Origin of the sequence: Pseudoclavibacter sp. CFCC 13796, from assembly GCF_008831185.1 — a bacterium.
Taxonomy (GTDB): domain Bacteria; phylum Actinomycetota; class Actinomycetes; order Actinomycetales; family Microbacteriaceae; genus Pseudoclavibacter_A.
In genome coordinates, this window is record NZ_WBKD01000001.1 from 218,545 (window position 1) to 235,865 (window position 17,321).

Sequence of the window (17,321 nt, forward strand, 5' to 3'; positions counted from 1 at the left end):
CCGATCCTCTTCTCGAAAGGTCATTCCGATGTCACTTCCCACCACACCCGAACCGCACGATCCCGTCCAGCGGCCGAAGACGAACACCGAAGACACGCACGACACCCTGCCGCTGCACGAGCCGCTGCACGAGCCGCTCGGCGCGACCACGGCACCCGCCGCAGCTGGTGCGCCCCCTGCGGCTGGTGCGCCCGCTGCGCCCGCCGACGCACCGACTCAGGTGCAGACACCGGAGCAGGCGCCGGGACGCCCCGGCCCGCGCATCGGCACCGTCGTCTGGGGGCTGATCGTCATCGTGGCGGCTGTGCTCGTGGTCGCCTCGCTCACACTGCCGTTCACGATCGACCCGACCATCGCGATCATCTCGGTGCTGATCGGCTTCGGCGCACTGCTGATCATCGGAGGCATCTGGGCCGCGATCAGTCAGCGCGCAGATCGACGTTAGTCGGTCTGCCGGGCAGCAGCCGCTGCGGCAGGCCTGCCGTCGGTCTCGACGCTCGGCGTGCTCCGCCCGCCGAAGTGGTTCGGCCGCTGATAGAACAGGGCGACCAGCCCGGCCACCGTCAGAGCGACCGCGGGCAGGATTATTGAGTCAGACATCGCACTGGTGAAGCCGGTGGCGACGATCTCGGGCAGCGAGCCTGCGGACCCTCCGGCGCTGGCAGCCTCAGACGCACCGGGCAGGTAGTGATCGAGTCGCGATGTCATCACGGCGGCGATCGCCGCGGCGCCGATGACGCCGCCCATCTGGCGAGCCGTGTTGAAGACGCCGGATGCCGCTCCCGCCAGCTTCATCGGCAGGTTTCGGGTGGCCGTGGCGCTGACCGGCCCCCACATGAAGGCATTGCCGAGACCGAGAATCATCGACGGCACGAGCAGCAGCAGCCACGGCGTGTCTGTGTGCATGACGAGCAGGTAGGCCCACATGCCCAGCGCCGAGCACAGCGTGCCCGTCGCCGCGAGGAGGCGCGGGTGCACCCGGTCGGTCAGCCGCCCCGAGATCGGGGCCAGCAGCATGCCGAGCACCGAGGCGGGCAGGGTCATCAGCGCCGACTGAGTCGGTGTGAGGCCCCGGACGATCTGAAAGTAGTAGATCAACGGGATGAACATCGCGGTGATGCCCAGACCGATCAGCGTGATCGTGGTGGTCGAGACCGAGAAGTTGCGATCGCGGAAGAGCTTCAGCGGCACCAGCGGAGCCACACGCTCTGCGCGCTGCCAGAGCACGAACGCGATCAGGAAGACCATGCCGCCGATGATCGACAGCACGACCCAGCCGTTCCAGTCGTAGCGGTTGCCCTCCTGGATGCCGAAGACCAGCAGGAACACGCCGATCGCCGAGAGCACGACGCCGAGCCAGTCGAAGCTCTCGCGATGCGAGGCGAGGTCGGGCACCAGCCAGACGGCCAGCACGAAGCCGATGACGCCGATCGGCACGTTGACGACGAAGATCCACTCCCAGCCGAGGCCGTCGACCAGCAGACCTCCCAGCAGCGGCCCGACCAGCGTGGCCAGGCCGGCGACCGAGCCCCAGACCGCCATGGCGCTGCCTCGGCGATGCGGCGGGAACACACGCTGCACCACCGCCATCGTCTGGGGCGTCATGAGCGCCCCGCCAAGACCCTGAATCGTTCGCGCCACGATGATGTTGACGAAGCCGCTGCCCGGCAGCCAGCCGGCGAGACCGCACCACAGCGAGGCGAGGGTGAAGATCACGAGCCCGACCAGATAGACCCGCTTCGGGCCGAAGCGGTCGCCGAGACGACCGGCCACCAGCATCGGCACCGAGTAGGCGAGCAGGTACGCCGAGGTGACCCAGATCACCTCGTTGACATCGATGCCCAGGCCGTGCTGGATGCTCGGGTTGGCGACCGACACGATGGTCGTGTCGATCAGGATCATGAAGAAGCCGATGATCAGCGCCCACAGCGCCGGCCACGGACCGTGCGGGGTCTCGGGCGGCGTCATGACGTGCTGGTCAGACGAAGGTGCGGTGTTCACTGGTTCTCCCGTTCAGGAATCTCGGTGTGGGGGTGTCAGGATGCGCGTCGGAGCACGCCGCAGAACGACGAACGTGAGCATACTCCGCTTCGATGCGTCCGTGTCGAATCATCTCAGGCCCGTGGAGTAACGTGGGCACATGAGCATACTGCCTTCGCTCGACGAGCTGCTTGAGACGCTGCGAGTCGTCTCGCTGCCCATGAACACGCCGTTTCGCGGCGTCACGGTGCGTGAGGCCGCGCTCTTCGAGGCGCCCGGCGGCTGGGTCGAGTTCTCACCGTTTCTGGAGTACGAGACCGCTGAGGCGAGCACGTGGCTGGCCGCCGCACTCGACGCCGGCTGGCAGCCGCAGCCCGAGCCGGTGCGGCGCAGCGTGCCGGTCAACGCCACGATGCCCGCCGTGCCTGCCTCGCAGGTGCCAGAGGTCTTGGCGCGTTTCGGCGACCTGACCGGGCTGAACACGGTCAAAGTGAAGGTGGCCGCCCGCGGCGAGGCTCTCGAAGACGACCGAGCCCGCCTGCGGGCCGTACGCGAGGTCGTCGGCGACGAGGTGCGCATCCGCATCGACGTCAACGGCCGCTGGTCGCTCGACGAGGCCTTCGCCGCGCTGACCCAGCTCGAGCGCTTCGGGCTCGAGTACGCCGAGCAGCCGGTCGCCACTGTCGAAGAGCTCGCCCGACTGCGCGAGATGCTCGCGAACGCGGCAGTCACCGTGCCGATCGCGGCCGATGAGAGCATCCGCAAGGCCGAAGACCCGATGCGGGTCGCCGCGCTCGGTGCCGCCGACCTCATCATCGTGAAGGCCCAGCCGCTCGGCGGCGCACGCCGGGTGCTCGACATCGTGCGAGACACCGGGCTTCCCGCGGTCGTCTCGTCGGCGCTCGACACGGCGGTCGGCATCGCCTTCGGCGCGCGCGTGGCGGCCGCACTGCCGGCGCTCGAGCACGCCTGCGGGCTCGGCACCGGTGCGTTCTTCGATCGGGATGTCGTGGCCGGCCCGCTGGTGCACGACTTCGCGATCGCCCCGGGGTGGCCCGAGGTCGATGCGGATGCGCTGCGCCAGCTCGACGCCGGCACGGCACGCACCGGATGGTGGCGCGAGCGGATCGCTGACTGCTACGCGCAGCTCACGCGGGATTCACCCGACGCCGACTGAGCCAGAGGCCTTGCCCGAGCGGGTCAGCCGAGCCCGGAGTAGGCGTGCAGCCCCTTGAACAGCGTGTTCACCACGCCGAAGTTGAAGAGCACGCAGGCGAACCCGATGATGGCCAGCACCGCCGCGCGAGTGCCGCGCCAGCCGCGGGTCGCGCGGGCATGCAGGTAGCCCGCGTAGACCACCCAGATGATGAGCGTCCAGGTCTCTTTGACGTCCCAGCCCCAGTAGCGGCCCCAGGCCTTCTGCGCCCAGATCGCGCCGAAGATCAGCGTGAACGTCCAGAGCACGAAGCCGATGATGATCACCGTGAACGAGAGCTGCTCGAGCTTCTCGCTGGACGGCAGCGCATCGAGGTAGGCGTTCTTTCGGCGCTGGTCTTTGGGTTTGGCCTCACGTCGGGCCTGCACGAGCTGCAGTGCGCTCAGTGCGGCGCCCACCGCGAAGAAGCCCGTGCCGAGAATGGCCACCAGCACGTGGATCACGATCCAGGCCGACTCCAGTGCGGGCATCAGCGGTTTGACCGCGGTGTACCAGATGGTCGTCGCGAGCAGCAGCACGATCACGAGAAACCCGGTGACGAACATGCCGGTGAAGCTGACGTCGCGCCAGAGATTCACGAACAGATAGACGCCTGCGATGATCGCGACCGCAGTGATCGAGAACTCGTGCATGTTCGACCAGGGCACACGCTGTGCCGCGACGCCGCGCAGCACGACCGCCGCTACGATGACGACGAACCCGAGCCATGACAGCGATGTGCCGATGCGCAGGCTCTTGTGCGTGCGCGCCGATGCCCGCCCCGCCGTACGCACCGCGAAGTCGTACGCATAGAAGATGAATGCGAGGCCGAAGATGATGCCGGCGGTGACGACCGCGGTCATCGACCATTCCTCGAGTTGCGCCAGATCCATGGTTGCTTAGCCTAGCCCTTCTTCACCGCGTCGCCGGCCTGGGGCCGGTTGTCGTTCGTGTCGTCGTGCGCCCGCGCGAGACGGGCGGCGATGCTGCGCACCGCGTCTTCGAGCAGGTGGTCGTCGCCGCGAGCGAGGCCGCCGATCTCGAAGACCGTGCGCGTGCCGTCGGCGGATGCCGTCTCGCCTTCGCCTGCCGGGTTCGGCCCGGCTGCGGGCACGGGTTCGCTCCACGCGCGCACCCAGATGCGGCGACGGGGCACGAAGAGCGAGGCGATGAGCCCCGCGGCCGCGAGGAGCGCGAAGCCGAGCACCCACACCTGGCTCGCATCGTGACGCATCTCGAGGCTGACGTATGGCCGCACCTCGTCGAAGGTGACCGTGCCACGGCCGCCCGGCAGGTCGACGGTCTGCCCGGGTGTCAGCCGCAGCGACTTCGCCACGCTGCCGCCGTCGCCGGAGTTCGGGCCGCCGGCGATCTGTTCGAGACCGTCGGGGTCGAGGGTGTAGACCGATTTGGGTTCGCCCTGGTCGACGCCGAGGTCGCCCACGTAGACGTTGAGGCTGAGCACCGGGTTGTCCAGCGCCGGGTAGACCGACATCGACATGCCCTCGTGCGCCGACGCCTCAGTGGGATAGAAATAGCCGAGCATGCCGATCTGCTGCGGAGCCACGTCGGTGACCTTCACCACACCCATCGAAGTGAGGTTGGAATCCTGCGGCAGGAACGGAACGGGGTCGGAGAACACCACCTGCCCCTGTGGGTCGCGCACGGTGATCTTGGGCGCATAGCCGTTGCCGAGCAGAAAGACGTCGGTGCCGTCGACGTTCAGCGGCTGGTTGACCTTGATCTGGCCGGGCGCTTCGCTGCCGTCGGCGTGGTGCACGGTCACGTCTGCGGTGTAGTCGAGCGGCTGTCCGTAGGCACCGCTCTTGATGTCGGTCATCGTCTCGGCGTACTTCGTCTCGAACGAGTCCAGGGTGATGGCGAACGGCTTCAGCCGCTCCGAAGAGAACCAGCGGCCCGGGCTGAACGAGTCGTAGCTGCTCAGCGTGTTCGGAAAGGTGCCGCCCTGCACGATCACACGCTGTCCGTGATACGAGATGCCGCCGCCGATGCCGACGGCGATCAGCACGCCGACGAGGGCGACGTGAAAGAGCAGGTTGCCGGTCTCGCGCAGATAGCCGCGCTCGGCGCTCACGCTCACTGCGGCGGGCCAGCGCTTCGACTCGGGCCGGTCATAGCGGGCACGACGGTAGTGGCGCCCGGCCAGCAGCCGATCTGCTGTGGCGATCACCTGCTCCGGCGTCGCGGCCACGGCATCCGCCGTCGACGGCAGCTCGACGCGCTGGTAGCCGGCCAGACGACCCAGCCGCACCGGCGTCTTCGGCGGCTTCGAGAAGAGCGCCTTGGCGTGCAGCTTAATGCGCGGCACGATGCAGCCGATCAGCGAGATGAACAGCAGCAGGTAGATCGCCGAGTACCACGGCGACGCGTACACGTCGAAGAGGCTCAGTTTGTCGAGCACCGGCGCGAGGTCGGGATGCTCGTTGAAGTACTTGGTGACGCCGTTGGGGTCGGCGCCGCGCTGCGGCACAATCGAGCCAGGCACCGATGCGATCGCCAGCAGCAGCAGGAGCAGCAGGGCGATGCGCATGCTGGTCAGCTGCCGCCAGAGAAACCGCAGCCAGCCGACGAAGCCGAGTTTGACATCCTGCGGCAGTGCCTCGGTCTGCCGGCCGGTCGACAGCGTGGTCGCCCGGGCGTCGGCCTCGACCCGAGCACGGTCGGCGGCGGAGGCCTTCTTCGCAGCCTCGGCCTGCTCGGCCTCGGCGGAGTTCTCAGATGAGCGTGACATATGCACCGATCCATCCTTGCAGAGTGTTGATCCACGCGGTCCACAGGCCGGTGGCGAGAGCGAGGCCAAGCACGATCAGCAGCGCGCCGCCTGCCAGATTGATCGCACGCACATGTCGACGGGCCCAGCCCAGCGAACGGTTGGCCCACCCCCACCCGGCGGCGATCAGCAGAAAGGGCACGCCGAGCCCGAGCGCGAATGCGAAGCTGAGCACGGCGCCGACCCAGGCGTCGCCGCTGGTGAAGCTGAGCGTCTGGATCGCGGCGAGCACCGGGCCCATGCACGGCGTCCAGCCGAGCCCGAACACGATGCCGAGCAGGGGCGCGCCGATCAGACCGAGCCGCGGCTGCCAGCCGGGCTTGATCGTGCGCTGCATGAATCCGAATCGTCCGACGAAGACCAGACCGAGCGCCATCACCAGCACGCCGAGCACCCGAGTCACGATCTTCTCGTACGAGAGCAGGAACATACCGAGCGTGCCGATCGCCCCGCCCACGATCACGAAGACCAGGGCGAAGCCGAGCACGAAGAGCAGCGCTCCGACGAGAGTGCGCGAGCGGCTGGGTGATGTCAGCGGCTGAGTCGCGGTCTGAGTCGCGGTCTGAGTCGCGGGGGATGTCGAGGCAGGAGTCGAGGGCCGAGCCGAGGCCTGCTGCCCCGGCGTCACCGCCCCCACATAGGCGAGGTATCCCGGGATCAGCGGCAGCACGCACGGAGACAGAAAGCTGACCAGCCCCGCGAGCAGCGCGATCGGCACGCCCGCCCACAGCGACCCAGAGAGCACGATCTCGGCGAGAGAGCCGCCCATCTACTCGGCCACGGCAGTCTTGATCAGCGCCCGCAGCGTGCCGGCGTCGAGCTGCCCGAGAATCGTCGCGGTGACCCGGCCGTCGCGACCGATCACCACGGTCGTCGGAACGGCCTTCGGCGGCACACCGGCCGCGGCGAAGGCAGCCTGAACGGTGCCTCCGGCCGCCTCGGCGTCGAGCACCGAGGGATAGTCGATGCCGTAGTTGCGCTCGAAGGCCTGCGCGGTCTCGCCGCCGTCGCGAACGTTCACGCCCAAGAACTCCACGCCCTGCGATTCGAATTCGCTGTGCAGCGTCTTCAGGTCGCCGGCCTCAGCACGGCACGGAGGGCAGGCCGCGTACCAGAAATTCACCACCGAGACTTTGCCAGAGAGGTCGTCCTGGGTGACCTGCCGGCCGTCTTCGGTCGTGCCCGAGAAGGTGACGGGTGCCGGGCGCTGGTCGGCGGCGAACTCTTTCACCGCGCCGGTGCCCGAGATGTAGCCCTTGTCGGCCGAGTCGCCGTACTGCTGTTCGGCGAGCGGGTCTGCGTTCGAGCACGCCGACAGCGAGAGGGTGACGCCTGCTGCGAGCGCAGCGGCGACCAGACGGCGGATGCCGCGGCCGGCCGCTCGGCGTGCCTGCGGTTGGTCTGCGCTCTGCTGGGCGGCACGGTGCGGTGCTGAGTGGTTCTGCGCGAAACGGTTCTGCGCGAAACGGCTGTCGTGGTGACGGATGCCCGGGGTCATACGGCTCCCTGGTCGATGCTGGGCACATCCGCCGCCGGATCGCAGTAGGCGACCTCGTGGAACACGTCGTGCTCTGGGTCGTACTCGAAGCTGGTCACGCTCGAGAGCGCGCAGCGGCGGTGTGCGGGGTTGTGAAAGAGCGCGTCGCCGGCGATCGCACGATGCGCCATCCAGATGGGCGACTGATGGCTGACCATCACGATGTCGGCGTCGGGATCGGCGTCCAGGCCGGCATCCTGCGCCCGGTGGTCGTCGACCTCCCGCTGACGCGCAAGCCAGGCGGCGCGCATCACGTCGATCATGCGATTGGCGATGTGCCGGTAGGGCTCGCCCCAGCTCGGGCGGAAGGGGTTGTAGACCCGACGCCACTCTTTGGGGTCTCGCAGCAGGTGCAGGCCCGGTTTGCGAGCCGTGCCCTCATACTGATTGCCGGCTTCGATGAGGCGATCGTCGGTCTGCAGCGGCAGACCGGTGAGGTCGACGAACGGCGCGGCAGACTCCTGCGCGCGCTGCAGCGGCGATGCATAGAGCGCAGCGATCGGGCGGCCGTCGTCGACGAGCGCCCGGGCTGTGGTCTTCGCCATCAGCTCGCCGCGGTCGGACAGCCGGAACCCGGGCAGCCGCCCGTAGAGCACGCCGTCGGGGTTGAAGACTTCGCCGTGGCGCACCAAATGGATGCGTCTGGGAGACATATGCGGCATTCTACGCAACCCTGCGCGCGCGTGCGAGTCGGCGAGCCGTGTCACCAGCGGGGATCGCAGCTGCCTGCACCGATCTCGCGCAGACCGAGCGATTCAGTCCAATCCATGGCGGCGCAGTCCAATCCGTGGCGGCAGGGCGCAATCCGCGCAGGCGATGCCGAGCCGGGCACGGCTCGGCACAGTAGAATCGACAGGACATCACATTCTTCGGAAGGACATCTGTGCTGCGTACGCACGAGGCCGGGTCGCTCGGCAAAGACTTGGTAGGAAAGACCGTCACGCTGGCAGGGTGGGTCGATCGTCGGCGCGACCACGGCGGCGTCGCATTCATCGATCTGCGTGACTCGACCGGCATCGCTCAGGTCGTCATCTATGACGAGGCCGTCGCACACCCGCTGCGCAGCGAGTTCGTGGTCAAGGTCGTCGGCGATGTGCGTCTGCGCCCCGAAGGCAACGCGAACGAGAAGCTCGCAACCGGCGAGGTCGAGGTCGTCGCCACCGAGGTCGAGGTGCTCGCACCCTCCGCCGCCCTCCCCTTCCAGGTCTCCACCGCCCTGGCCGGCACCGAAGAGACCGAGAGCGTCAGCTCCGATGTGCGGCTCAAGTACCGCTACCTCGACCTGCGTCGTCCGGCACCGGCGAAGGCTCTGCGCCTGCGCGCCGCGGTCAGCCGCGCCGCCCGCAGCGTGTTCGACGCGCACGGTTTCGTCGAGGTCGAGACCCCCACCCTGACGAGGTCGACGCCTGAAGGCGCTCGCGACTTCGTGGTTCCCGCACGTCTGTCGCCGGGCAGCTGGTACGCCCTGCCGCAGTCGCCTCAGCTGTACAAGCAGCTGCTGATGGTCGCCGGTCTCGAGCGCTACTACCAGATCGCCCGCTGCTACCGCGACGAGGACTTTCGCGCCGACCGCCAGCCCGAGTTCACTCAGCTCGACGCCGAGCTGAGCTTCGGCGGGCAGGAAGACGTTATCGCTCTGGCCGAAGACGTGCTGACCGCCGTCTGGGCCGAGATCGGCGTCGAGATTCCCCGACCGATCCCTCGCCTGCCCTATGCCGACGCCATGCGCCTCTATGGTTCGGACAAGCCCGACCTGCGCTTCGGCAATCCGATCACCGAGCTGACCGACTTCTTCGCAGACACCCCGTTCCGCGTCTTCCAGGCCCCGTATGTGGGTGCCGTGGTCTACGAGGGCGGCGCGTCGCTGCCGCGTCGCCAGTTCGACGCCTGGCAGGATTGGGCCCGTTCGCGCGGTGCGCGCGGCCTCGCCTACGTGACGTTCAAAGAAGACGGCACCCTGGCCGGCCCCGTGGCCAAGAACATCTCGGAGTCGGAGCGCGACGGTCTCGCCGCCGCCGTCGGCGCGAAGCCCGGCGACGCGGTCTTCTTCGCCGCCGGATCGGTCAAGCCTTCGCAGGAGCTGCTCGGCGCGGCCCGTGTCGAGATCGCCCGCCGCAACGGCCTGCTGAACGACGACGAGTTCTCGTTCGTCTGGATCGTCGACTTCCCGATGTTCAAGCGCGTCGGCGAAGAGGGCGATGACGACGTGGCCGTCGGCGCCGGCGCCTGGACGAGCGAACATCACCCCTTCACGAAGCCGACCCCCGAGTGGATCGACCGCTTCGAAGAAGATCCTGAGCACGCGCTCTCGACCGCCTACGACATCGTCTGCAACGGCAACGAGATCGGCGGAGGCTCCGAGCGCATCCACCGCACCGACGTGCAGGAGCGCATCTTCGAGTTCCTCGGCATCTCGGCCGAAGACGCTCAGGAGAAGTTCGGCTTCCTGCTCAACGCCTTCAAGTTCGGGGCTCCGCCGCACGCGGGCATCGCCTTCGGGTGGGACCGCATCAACGCCCTGCTCTCGCGCACCGATTCGATTCGCGACGTCATCGCGTTCCCGAAGTCGGGCAACGGCCAGGATCCGCTGACCGGCGCCCCGGCCCCGATCTCTGCGCAGCAGCGCAAGGAGGCCGGCGTCGACGCGAAGCCAGAGAAGAAGGGCGACGCGCAGCAGCCCGATCAGAAGTCGGCTGTCGCAGAATAGCCACTGACGTCGAGACCGCGGCCGACCAGCGCCGCAGGGCCGGAGCGTTGCGTCTCGTGACAGAGACGTTCCGCTTCGGCTCTTTCGCGCTGTGCGGTCAGCGAGTACTGTGCCGATCAGATGACATGAGCCCGGGCACGGCAGAGCAGCCGTTCGCCACAGCAGGCAGACGTGTTACGAAGGAGCCACTCATGACCGACCTCGTCCAGGGGTTCAAGAACGCCTTTCGCCGGCATCCCGCCGGTGTCGCCATCGTCGCCGCCGAATCGGCCGACGGACGCTTCGGGCTGACCGTCTCAAGCGTCGCCTCGGTCTCGGTCGACCCGGTGGCCCTCGTGTTCTCGGTGACGAAGTCGAGCGGGTCGGCCGGGCAGATCATCGGCGCCGACTCCTTCGTCGTGCACCTGCTGGGCGAGGGGCAGGCTGACGTGGCCGACGCCTTCGCACGCAGCGGCGAACCCCGCTTCACGCCCGAGCAGCATTGGGGCACTCTGCCCACCGGCGAGCCCCTGCTGCTCGACGCCCCAGTGGCTCTGCGCAGCCGAGCACTCGACACGCTCACTGTCGGGCGATCGCAGCTCATCGTGGCCGAGGTGCTCGACGTCCACGAAGGCCCAGAGTCGGGGCCGCTGATGTATCGCGATCGACAGTACTTCACGCTCGCCGACAGCGCAGCGGTCACACGACCCTGAGCGCGGCACGCCCGCTCTGAGGTGTGACGCGGGCGCCGTGAGACCTGCCGAGCCAGAGGTGACGCGGCGCCGTGAGACCCGCCGCGGCAATTAGTTGCATTCTGCAACCAACTATCTACACTGATGTTCGTGCAAGACCAGACCGCCATCGAGCTCGTGAGTGAGACCGCTCGATTCATCCGCAACGCCCGCGCGGTGTCGTTCGAGGCCACTAAGGCAGGCGCGCTGAACGTTCCGCTCAGCCTGGTGCTCGAGGCACTGCTGAATCACGGCAGCTGCCGTGCCGCGCAGGTCGGCGAGCAGATCGGCTTCACCCCGTCGGTGCTGAGCAGACACATCGCCGAGCTCGAAGAGCACGGCCTCGTCGAACGCGTCGCCGACCCAGACGACGCTCGTGCACGTATCGTGACGATCACCGAGCACGGCCGAAAGCGCCTGCACGAGTCACAGCAGCTCAGAGCGCGACGGCTGATCGACCGCATCGGCGTCTGGGACGAGGTGCAGGCTGCCGAGGCGGTGCAGGCACTCGGCCTGCTCAGCGACCGCCTCGAACGAGGCGCCGCAGAGGCACCTGCGTCCCCTCCCGCCACCCCGTCGTCCAGCGCCCACGACGCGCGCTCAGACGACGAAGCACAGCCAGCTGGCGGCAGCTGATTCGCCCCGCCGCCCCACCATCCACCACGTACCCTTGAACCGAGGCCTGTTTGTCCCCCGCATCCAACACACCTGACAGCTCTGCAGCCGCCCCAGTGCCCGACAGCGCCACCCAGAATCTGACGTTCAGGCAGGTCGCGAAGGTCATCGTCGGTCTGCTGCTCGCGCTGTTCACGGCGATGCTCAGCACGACCATCGTGGCCAACGCGCTGCCGCAGATCGTCGGAGACCTGCACGGCTCGCAGTCTCAGTACGGATGGGTCATCACCGCAGCTCTGCTCGCAAACGCCGCTTCGACTCCGATCTGGGGCAAACTCGCCGATCTGCTGAACAAGAAGACGCTGGTGCAGCTCGCGATCATCATCTTCACGATCGGTTCGGTCGCCTGCGGGTTCGCCCACGGAATGCCCTGGCTGATCGGCGCGCGTGTGCTGCAGGGCCTCGGCATGGGCGGCCTGATGGCCCTCGCTCAGGCGATCATCGCCACGATCACCCCTCCGCGCGACCGCGGCCGCTACACCGGTCTCATCGGCGCGGTCATCGCCGTCGCGCAGACCAGCGGCCCCCTCGTCGGCGGTCTCATCGTGGACAGCGCGCTCGGCTGGCGCTGGACGTTCTTCGTGTGCGTGCCCTTCGCGATCGCTTCGCTGGTGCTGCTGCAGTTCACGCTGAAAGTGCCGAGTGTGCGCACCGGCCCGGTGCACATCGACTGGGCCGGCTCGCTGCTGCTCACCTCGGGTGTCAGCGTGCTGCTCATCTGGGTCTCGTTCGCCGGCCCCCGGGGTTCGTTCGACTGGGTCTCGCCGGCCTCGTTCGCCATGGTCATCGGCGGTGTGCTGCTGCTGGTCGCCACGCTCTTCGTCGAGTCGAGGGTCGCCGAGCCGATCATCCCTCTCGGGCTGCTGCGTGACCGGACCACGGCGCTGGTGCTTATCGCGTCGATTCCGATCGGCGTCGCACTGTTCAGCGCATCGACCTATCTGGGCGAGTACTTTCAGATCGCTCTGCAGCAGACCCCCACAGCCGCCGGCCTGCTGCAGCTGCCGATGGTCATCGGCATGATCACCGCGAGCATCAGCACCGGCGTGCTGATCAGCCGAACCGGCCACTGGAAGGTGTTCCTCGTCGTCGGCAGCCTCTTGGTGACGACCGCGCTCACGATGCTCACCTTCACCACGCACGAGACGCCGATGTGGCAGACCGGATGCCGCATCGCGGTGCTCGGCCTCGGCATGGGCATGCTGATGCAGAACCTCGTGCTCGTCGTGCAGAACACCGTGAGCGTGCGCGACGTCGGTGCGGCCAGCAGCATGGTCGCGTTCATCCGCACCTTCGCCGGTGCGACCGGTGTCGCCGTCTTGGGCACCGTGCTGTCGAATCGAGTCGGCGATCTGGTCAGCAGCGGCTTCGCCGCTTTAGGGCCCGGCGCTCAGGCGGCAGAGGCGACGTCAGGCGCGCCGTCCGGTCTCGACCTCTCCCAGCTGCCGGACTTCGCCCGCGACATCGTCACCAGCGCCTATGGCGACGCCACCGGCCGCATCTTTCTGATCTCTGCCTGCCTGTCGGTGCTCACCGTCATCGCAGTGCTGTTCATTCCGAACCGGCCGCTGCGCAAGACCCTGGACATTCAGGAGTCTGAGACGGCCTGATCGATCTGCGACCGCAGCCGCGCCGGGTCGACATGCCACTGCGCGACCTGTCGGTCGCCGACGAAGACGACCGGGATCAGCTCGCCGAAACGCCTCTGCAGGTCTGCGTCATCGAGGATGCTCCGCTCGCGCAACGTGACCGGCTCGCCTGCCTCTCGCGCCTGAGCGATCACCTCTGCAACGATCGTGCGGGCGTCGTCACAGAGGTGACACCCGGGTTTGCCCAGCAGCAGCACATCGATGGTCATATCTCGATTCTAGGAATCTCGGCGAGTCATCGAGACTCCGACACGTCTCATCTCGGCGCAGGCAGGTAGGATATGCGGTGATGTCATCCGCCTCCCCTTCTGCCGAGATCGCCGTCTTCGACCTCGACAACACCATCGTGCGCGGCTCCGCTGTCTTCCACTTCGGGCAGGGTGCCGTCAAGCAGGGTGTCATCCGCTATCGCGACATCTGGTCGTTCGCCTGGCAGCAGTTTCGCTTCTCGCACCGCGGCGAGAACACCGGCAAACTCACCGACATCCAGGATCGCGCGCTGGGCATCGCCGCAGGGCACCGTCTCGACGACCTGCGTGCGCTCATGCCGTCGATCTACGGCCGCCACATCGCCAAGCGCATCTGGCCGCAGATTCCCGGCCTGATCGCACGCCACCGGGCGGCAGGTCGCGACGTCTGGATCGCCACGGCATCCCCCTCGCTCATCGCCGACTACATCGCCGAACGCCTCGGCTGCACCGGCGCCATCGCCTCGCAGCTCGAGCTCACGCCGACGGGCGAGCTCACCGGACGCTTCGCCGGCCCGGTGCGTCACGGCGGACAGAAAGCAGTCGCCGTGCGCGCACTTGCCGAGGCCCACGGCTACGACCTCGCCGACTCGTACGCCTACACCGACTCGATCAACGACCGCGCCCTGCTCGAGCTGGTCGGGCATCCGGTCGCTGTGAACCCAGATGCGCAGCTGCGCACGCTGGCTCTGCAGAACGGATGGAGCATCCGCCGCTTCACCCGACGCCAGCGCCCTGACGCGTGACCGGGCACGCACACGCACAGGGCACGAAGAAGGGCGCCAGGAAGGAATCCTGACGCCCTGGTCAACACGCGTTCGCGCGGTCGAAGACCGTTCGCGAACCCTGCGACCTACTTCTTGTTGCGACGCTGGTGGCGCGTCTTGCGCAGAAGCTTACGATGCTTCTTCTTAGCCATCCTCTTGCGGCGCTTCTTGATCACTGAACCCATAGGGAAACCTCACTGAATGTTCTGGTCGGGTGCCGACCTTTTGCTCAACCCGCTTATTCTACCAGCAGCTGCACGCCGGCACTACCTCAGCGGCGGCCGAACGCCCGGCCGACCCGCCGCGCACCGACGATGAACGGCCGCGCGACCGCTGCGGCGACCTGACCGAGCGTCTGCGCCACCCCGCGTTCGATCGGGTGCTCTGGTGTGCCGAGACGCGCGGCCAGCGGGTCGTCGTCTTTGAACTGTGCGCCGTCGGTCGGGCATGGGGATGCCCCCTCGCTGCCGCCGGTCGCCCCGACGGTCGCCGTGGCCAGGCCCGTGGGTTCGGGTTCGGGGTAGAACTCGTCGATCCACTCGCGCACCGGATCGAGCGCTGTGACATTGATGCGGTACAGCCGCCGCTGGCCGTCTTCGCGCACCTCGACGAGGTCGTGGTCGCGCAGCACTCTGAGGTGTTTCGACACCGTCGGCTGGCTGACCTCGAGCTGGTCGACCAGCTCGGAGACGCTCAGCTCCGCTCCCGCATCGTGGAGGGCTTGGAGGATGCGTCGGCGAGTCTGCTCGCTGACGGCTTCGAATACCGAGCTCATGCCCTCTAGGCTAGCCAATCGGCCGCGCATGCGACACCGGTCTGTGCGCAGACCCGACGAGGCAGCTCCACCGACCGTGCAGGAGGCACGCACCCTACCATGAGAGATAGGCTGGAGGGCATCGGCGAAGTGCGGCCGATCACGAACCACGGGAGCAGAAATGGCCGCTGAAGTCGGCATCGGTGCGGGGCAGACACGTCTGCGTCGCCTGACCGACCGTCTCAAGACCTATGCGGGGCGCTCTCCCTCGCGTTTCGCGATTCTGGCGTTCACCTCGATCATCTTCATCGTCACACTCGTGCTCAGCACGCCGATGGCCAGCGCGAACGGCACGTGGACCCCGCTGCACGAGTCGCTCTTCACGGCGACGAGCACCGTCTGCGTCACCGGGCTCGCGGTCGTCGACATGGCCACGCACTGGTCGCCGTTCGGCAATGCGGTGATCCTGATCGGCGCGCAGATCGGCGGCATCGGTGTGCTGACGATGGCCTCGATGCTCGGCATGGTGGTCACGCGGCGCCTCAGCCTGCGGCAGCGGCTCATCGCGGCGAGCGACACCAACCCGCTGCGCACGCACGCCGGCCCGGTCAGCGAGGGTCAGGCCATCCGTCTCGGCGAGGTCGGCGGGCTGCTCACCACCGTGCTCTTCACGTCGTTGATCGTCGAGTTCGTGCTGTTCATCGGCATCCTGCCGAATCTGCTCATCGGCGGCGCCTCGTTCGGCACGGCGGTCTATGACAGCGTCTATCTCTCGGTGAGCGCGTTCAACAACGTGGGATACACGCCCTTTCCCGAGGGTCTGGCCGCTCACGAGTCGAATTCGTGGCTGATGGGGATGCTGGTGTTCGGCGTGTTCGCCGGCTCGCTGGGATACCCGGTCGTGTACACCATCATGCGCAACCTCCGGGCTGTGCTGAAACGCAGCACCCGTCACCCGCATTGGAGCCTGCACGTGCGGCTCACCCTGGTCGCCACGGCGGCCATGGCGCTGCTCGGAACGCTGGCGTTCTCACTCTCTGAGTGGAACAACCCTGAGACGTTCGGCGACAACGTCGCATGGAGTCGACCCTTCGAAGCGCTGTTCTACACCACCATGACCCGCTCGGGCGGCTTCGCGCTCTTCGACCCGGCCGAGCTGAACGACTCCAGCCTGCTGATGAGCCAGCTCTTCATGTTCATCGGCGGCGGCTCGGCCTCGACGGCCGGCGGCATCAAGGTGACCACCGTCGCCGTGCTGCTGCTCGCGGCCCTGGCCGAGGCGCGCGGACAGGGCGAGATCCAGGCCTTCGACCGTCGCATCCCCAACGACGTGCTGCGCGTCGCCGTGAGCATCGTGCTCTGGGGCACGACGATCGTCCTGGCCTCGACCATCGCGATTCTGCCGTTCACCGATCGGCCGCTGGCCGACGTACTCTTCGACGTCATCTCGGCGTTCGCGACCTGCGGGCTCTCCACCGGCGTGACCCAAGAACTGCCCACCCCTGCGATCGTGGTGCTCTCTGCGACGATGTGGGCCGGCCGTGTTGGTACAGTGACGTTGGCGGCGGCGATCGCGTCTTCATCGCGTCGCCAGCTGTACAAGCACCCAGAAGAGAGGCCGATCGTTGGTTGAGAGAATCGCCGTCGACGCACCAGTGGCCGTGATCGGTCTGGGGCGGTTCGGAGCCGCCACCGCCGGTCAGCTCAACCGACTCGATCGCGAGGTCTTGGCGGTCGACACGAACCCGTCTCTGGTGCAGAAGTGGTCGGAGCGCGTCACGCACACCGTCGAGGCCGACGCCCGCAACCCCGAGGCGCTCAAGCAGATCGGCATCGGGCACTTTCAGATCGTGGTGGTCGCCGTCGGCACGCTCGAGGCGAGCGTGCTGATCACCGCGAACCTCGTCGACCTGAAGGTGCCGCAGATCTGGGCCAAGGCGTCGACGCAGTCGCACGGCAAGATCCTCGCGCGCATCGGCGCCAACCACGTCGTCTACCCCGAGGCGCAGGCTGGCAATCGCGTCGCGCATCTGGTCAGCGGCCGACTCCTCGACTTCATCCAGTTCGACGACGACTTCGCGATCGTGAAGCTGTACCCCCCGAAGATCATCCGCGACAAGCCGCTGGGGCGCTCGATCGTGCGGTCGAAGTATCATGTGACCGTCGTCGGCGTGAAGTCACCGGGCAAAGAGTTCACCTATGCGACCGAGAACACCGTGATCACCAATCACGACCTGGTGATCGTCTCAGGCCGCGTCGCAGACATCGAGCGCTTCGCCAACCTCGACCGCTGAGCCCGACCCCACGG

The 17,321-nt window shown here is 67.7% G+C and carries 18 protein-coding genes; 9 read left to right on the forward strand and 9 right to left on the reverse strand.

Translation table 11 applies throughout. The features are described from left to right. The first annotated feature begins 28 nt into the window (after positions 1 to 28). On the forward strand, positions 29 to 445 hold the full coding sequence (locus tag F8O07_RS01055; RefSeq protein ID WP_158030330.1) for a hypothetical protein: 417 nt from the start codon (positions 29 to 31) through the stop codon (positions 443 to 445). Here the strand turns inward: F8O07_RS01055 and F8O07_RS01060 are convergent. Beyond that, positions 442 to 1,968 (reverse strand): DHA2 family efflux MFS transporter permease subunit, encoded by a 1,527-nt coding sequence (locus F8O07_RS01060; protein WP_158031724.1) that lies wholly within the window; start codon positions 1,966 to 1,968, stop codon positions 442 to 444. The genes F8O07_RS01055 and F8O07_RS01060 overlap by 4 nt on opposite strands. Before the next feature lie 172 nt (positions 1,969 to 2,140). On the opposite strand from F8O07_RS01060, the gene F8O07_RS01065 reads away from it, so the two are divergent. Continuing rightward, entirely contained in the window at positions 2,141 to 3,157 is a 1,017-nt protein-coding gene (locus tag F8O07_RS01065) for an o-succinylbenzoate synthase (protein WP_158030331.1), read from the forward strand. Positions 3,158 to 3,180: 23 nt separating this feature from the next. Here F8O07_RS01065 and ccsB read toward each other — a convergent pair whose 3' ends face one another. Genes ccsB through F8O07_RS01090 form a run of 5 tightly spaced genes read right to left on the reverse strand, consistent with a single transcriptional unit; the run spans position 3,181 to position 8,156 of the window. Beyond that, a complete protein-coding gene (gene ccsB, locus F8O07_RS01070) occupies positions 3,181 to 4,068 on the reverse strand; it encodes a c-type cytochrome biogenesis protein CcsB (RefSeq protein ID WP_158030332.1) in 888 nt (295 codons plus the stop codon). An 11-nt stretch (positions 4,069 to 4,079) separates the two neighbouring features. Then, on the reverse strand, positions 4,080 to 5,927 hold the full coding sequence (locus tag F8O07_RS01075) for a cytochrome c biogenesis protein ResB (RefSeq protein WP_225733119.1): 1,848 nt from the start codon (positions 5,925 to 5,927) through the stop codon (positions 4,080 to 4,082). Continuing rightward, positions 5,911 to 6,735, reverse strand: coding sequence for a cytochrome c biogenesis CcdA family protein (locus tag F8O07_RS01080; protein WP_158030333.1), 825 nt, complete (start codon positions 6,733 to 6,735; stop codon positions 5,911 to 5,913). Before F8O07_RS01080 ends, F8O07_RS01075 begins: the two co-directional genes overlap by 17 nt. After that, a complete protein-coding gene (locus F8O07_RS01085; RefSeq protein WP_158030334.1) occupies positions 6,736 to 7,464 on the reverse strand; it encodes a TlpA family protein disulfide reductase in 729 nt (242 codons plus the stop codon). Further along, complete coding sequence (locus F8O07_RS01090; RefSeq protein WP_158030335.1) at positions 7,461 to 8,156, reverse strand: histidine phosphatase family protein; 696 nt, start codon at positions 8,154 to 8,156, stop codon at positions 7,461 to 7,463. The genes F8O07_RS01085 and F8O07_RS01090 overlap by 4 nt, the downstream gene beginning before the upstream one ends. Before the next feature lie 230 nt (positions 8,157 to 8,386). On the opposite strand from F8O07_RS01090, the gene aspS reads away from it, so the two are divergent. The 4 genes from aspS (at position 8,387) to F8O07_RS01110 (ending at position 13,205) form a co-directional block, all read left to right on the forward strand. Further along, entirely contained in the window at positions 8,387 to 10,210 is a 1,824-nt protein-coding gene (gene aspS, locus F8O07_RS01095) for an aspartate--tRNA ligase (protein WP_158030336.1), read from the forward strand. Positions 10,211 to 10,401: 191 nt separating this feature from the next. Next, a complete protein-coding gene (locus tag F8O07_RS01100; RefSeq protein ID WP_158030337.1) occupies positions 10,402 to 10,902 on the forward strand; it encodes a flavin reductase family protein in 501 nt (166 codons plus the stop codon). Between the two features lie 129 nt (positions 10,903 to 11,031). Further along, positions 11,032 to 11,556, forward strand: coding sequence for a MarR family winged helix-turn-helix transcriptional regulator (locus F8O07_RS01105; protein ID WP_192496576.1), 525 nt, complete (start codon positions 11,032 to 11,034; stop codon positions 11,554 to 11,556). 50 nt (positions 11,557 to 11,606) lie between these two features. Continuing rightward, positions 11,607 to 13,205, forward strand: coding sequence for an MFS transporter (locus F8O07_RS01110; RefSeq protein WP_225733120.1), 1,599 nt, complete (start codon positions 11,607 to 11,609; stop codon positions 13,203 to 13,205). On the opposite strand, the gene F8O07_RS01115 is transcribed toward F8O07_RS01110, so the two are convergent. Then, positions 13,184 to 13,453 (reverse strand): glutaredoxin family protein, encoded by a 270-nt coding sequence (locus F8O07_RS01115; RefSeq protein ID WP_158030339.1) that lies wholly within the window; start codon positions 13,451 to 13,453, stop codon positions 13,184 to 13,186. The two genes, F8O07_RS01110 and F8O07_RS01115, sit on opposite strands and share 22 nt — an antisense overlap. Before the next feature lie 80 nt (positions 13,454 to 13,533). On the opposite strand from F8O07_RS01115, the gene F8O07_RS01120 reads away from it, so the two are divergent. Continuing rightward, positions 13,534 to 14,238, forward strand: a complete 705-nt coding sequence (locus F8O07_RS01120; RefSeq protein WP_158030340.1) for an HAD family hydrolase — start codon at positions 13,534 to 13,536, stop codon at positions 14,236 to 14,238. Positions 14,239 to 14,345: 107 nt separating this feature from the next. Here the strand turns inward: F8O07_RS01120 and F8O07_RS01125 are convergent, their stop codons facing one another. Then, entirely contained in the window at positions 14,346 to 14,444 is a 99-nt protein-coding gene (locus tag F8O07_RS01125; protein ID WP_003792170.1) for a 30S ribosomal protein bS22, read from the reverse strand. Positions 14,445 to 14,530: 86 nt separating this feature from the next. Then, positions 14,531 to 15,034: an ArsR/SmtB family transcription factor gene (locus F8O07_RS01130; protein WP_158030341.1), complete on the reverse strand. Its 504-nt coding sequence runs from the start codon at positions 15,032 to 15,034 to the stop codon at positions 14,531 to 14,533. 160 nt (positions 15,035 to 15,194) lie between these two features. Between F8O07_RS01130 and F8O07_RS01135 the strand changes: the two genes are divergently transcribed. Together F8O07_RS01135 and F8O07_RS01140 are read left to right on the forward strand one after the other, a co-directional pair. Further along, positions 15,195 to 16,646 carry a TrkH family potassium uptake protein gene (locus tag F8O07_RS01135; protein ID WP_158030342.1) on the forward strand — a complete coding sequence of 484 codons (1,452 nt, stop codon included), beginning with the start codon at positions 15,195 to 15,197 and terminating at the stop codon, positions 16,644 to 16,646. Then, a complete protein-coding gene (locus F8O07_RS01140) occupies positions 16,639 to 17,307 on the forward strand; it encodes a potassium channel family protein (protein WP_158030343.1) in 669 nt (222 codons plus the stop codon). The genes F8O07_RS01135 and F8O07_RS01140 overlap by 8 nt, the downstream gene beginning before the upstream one ends. Positions 17,308 to 17,321 lie beyond the last annotated feature (14 nt).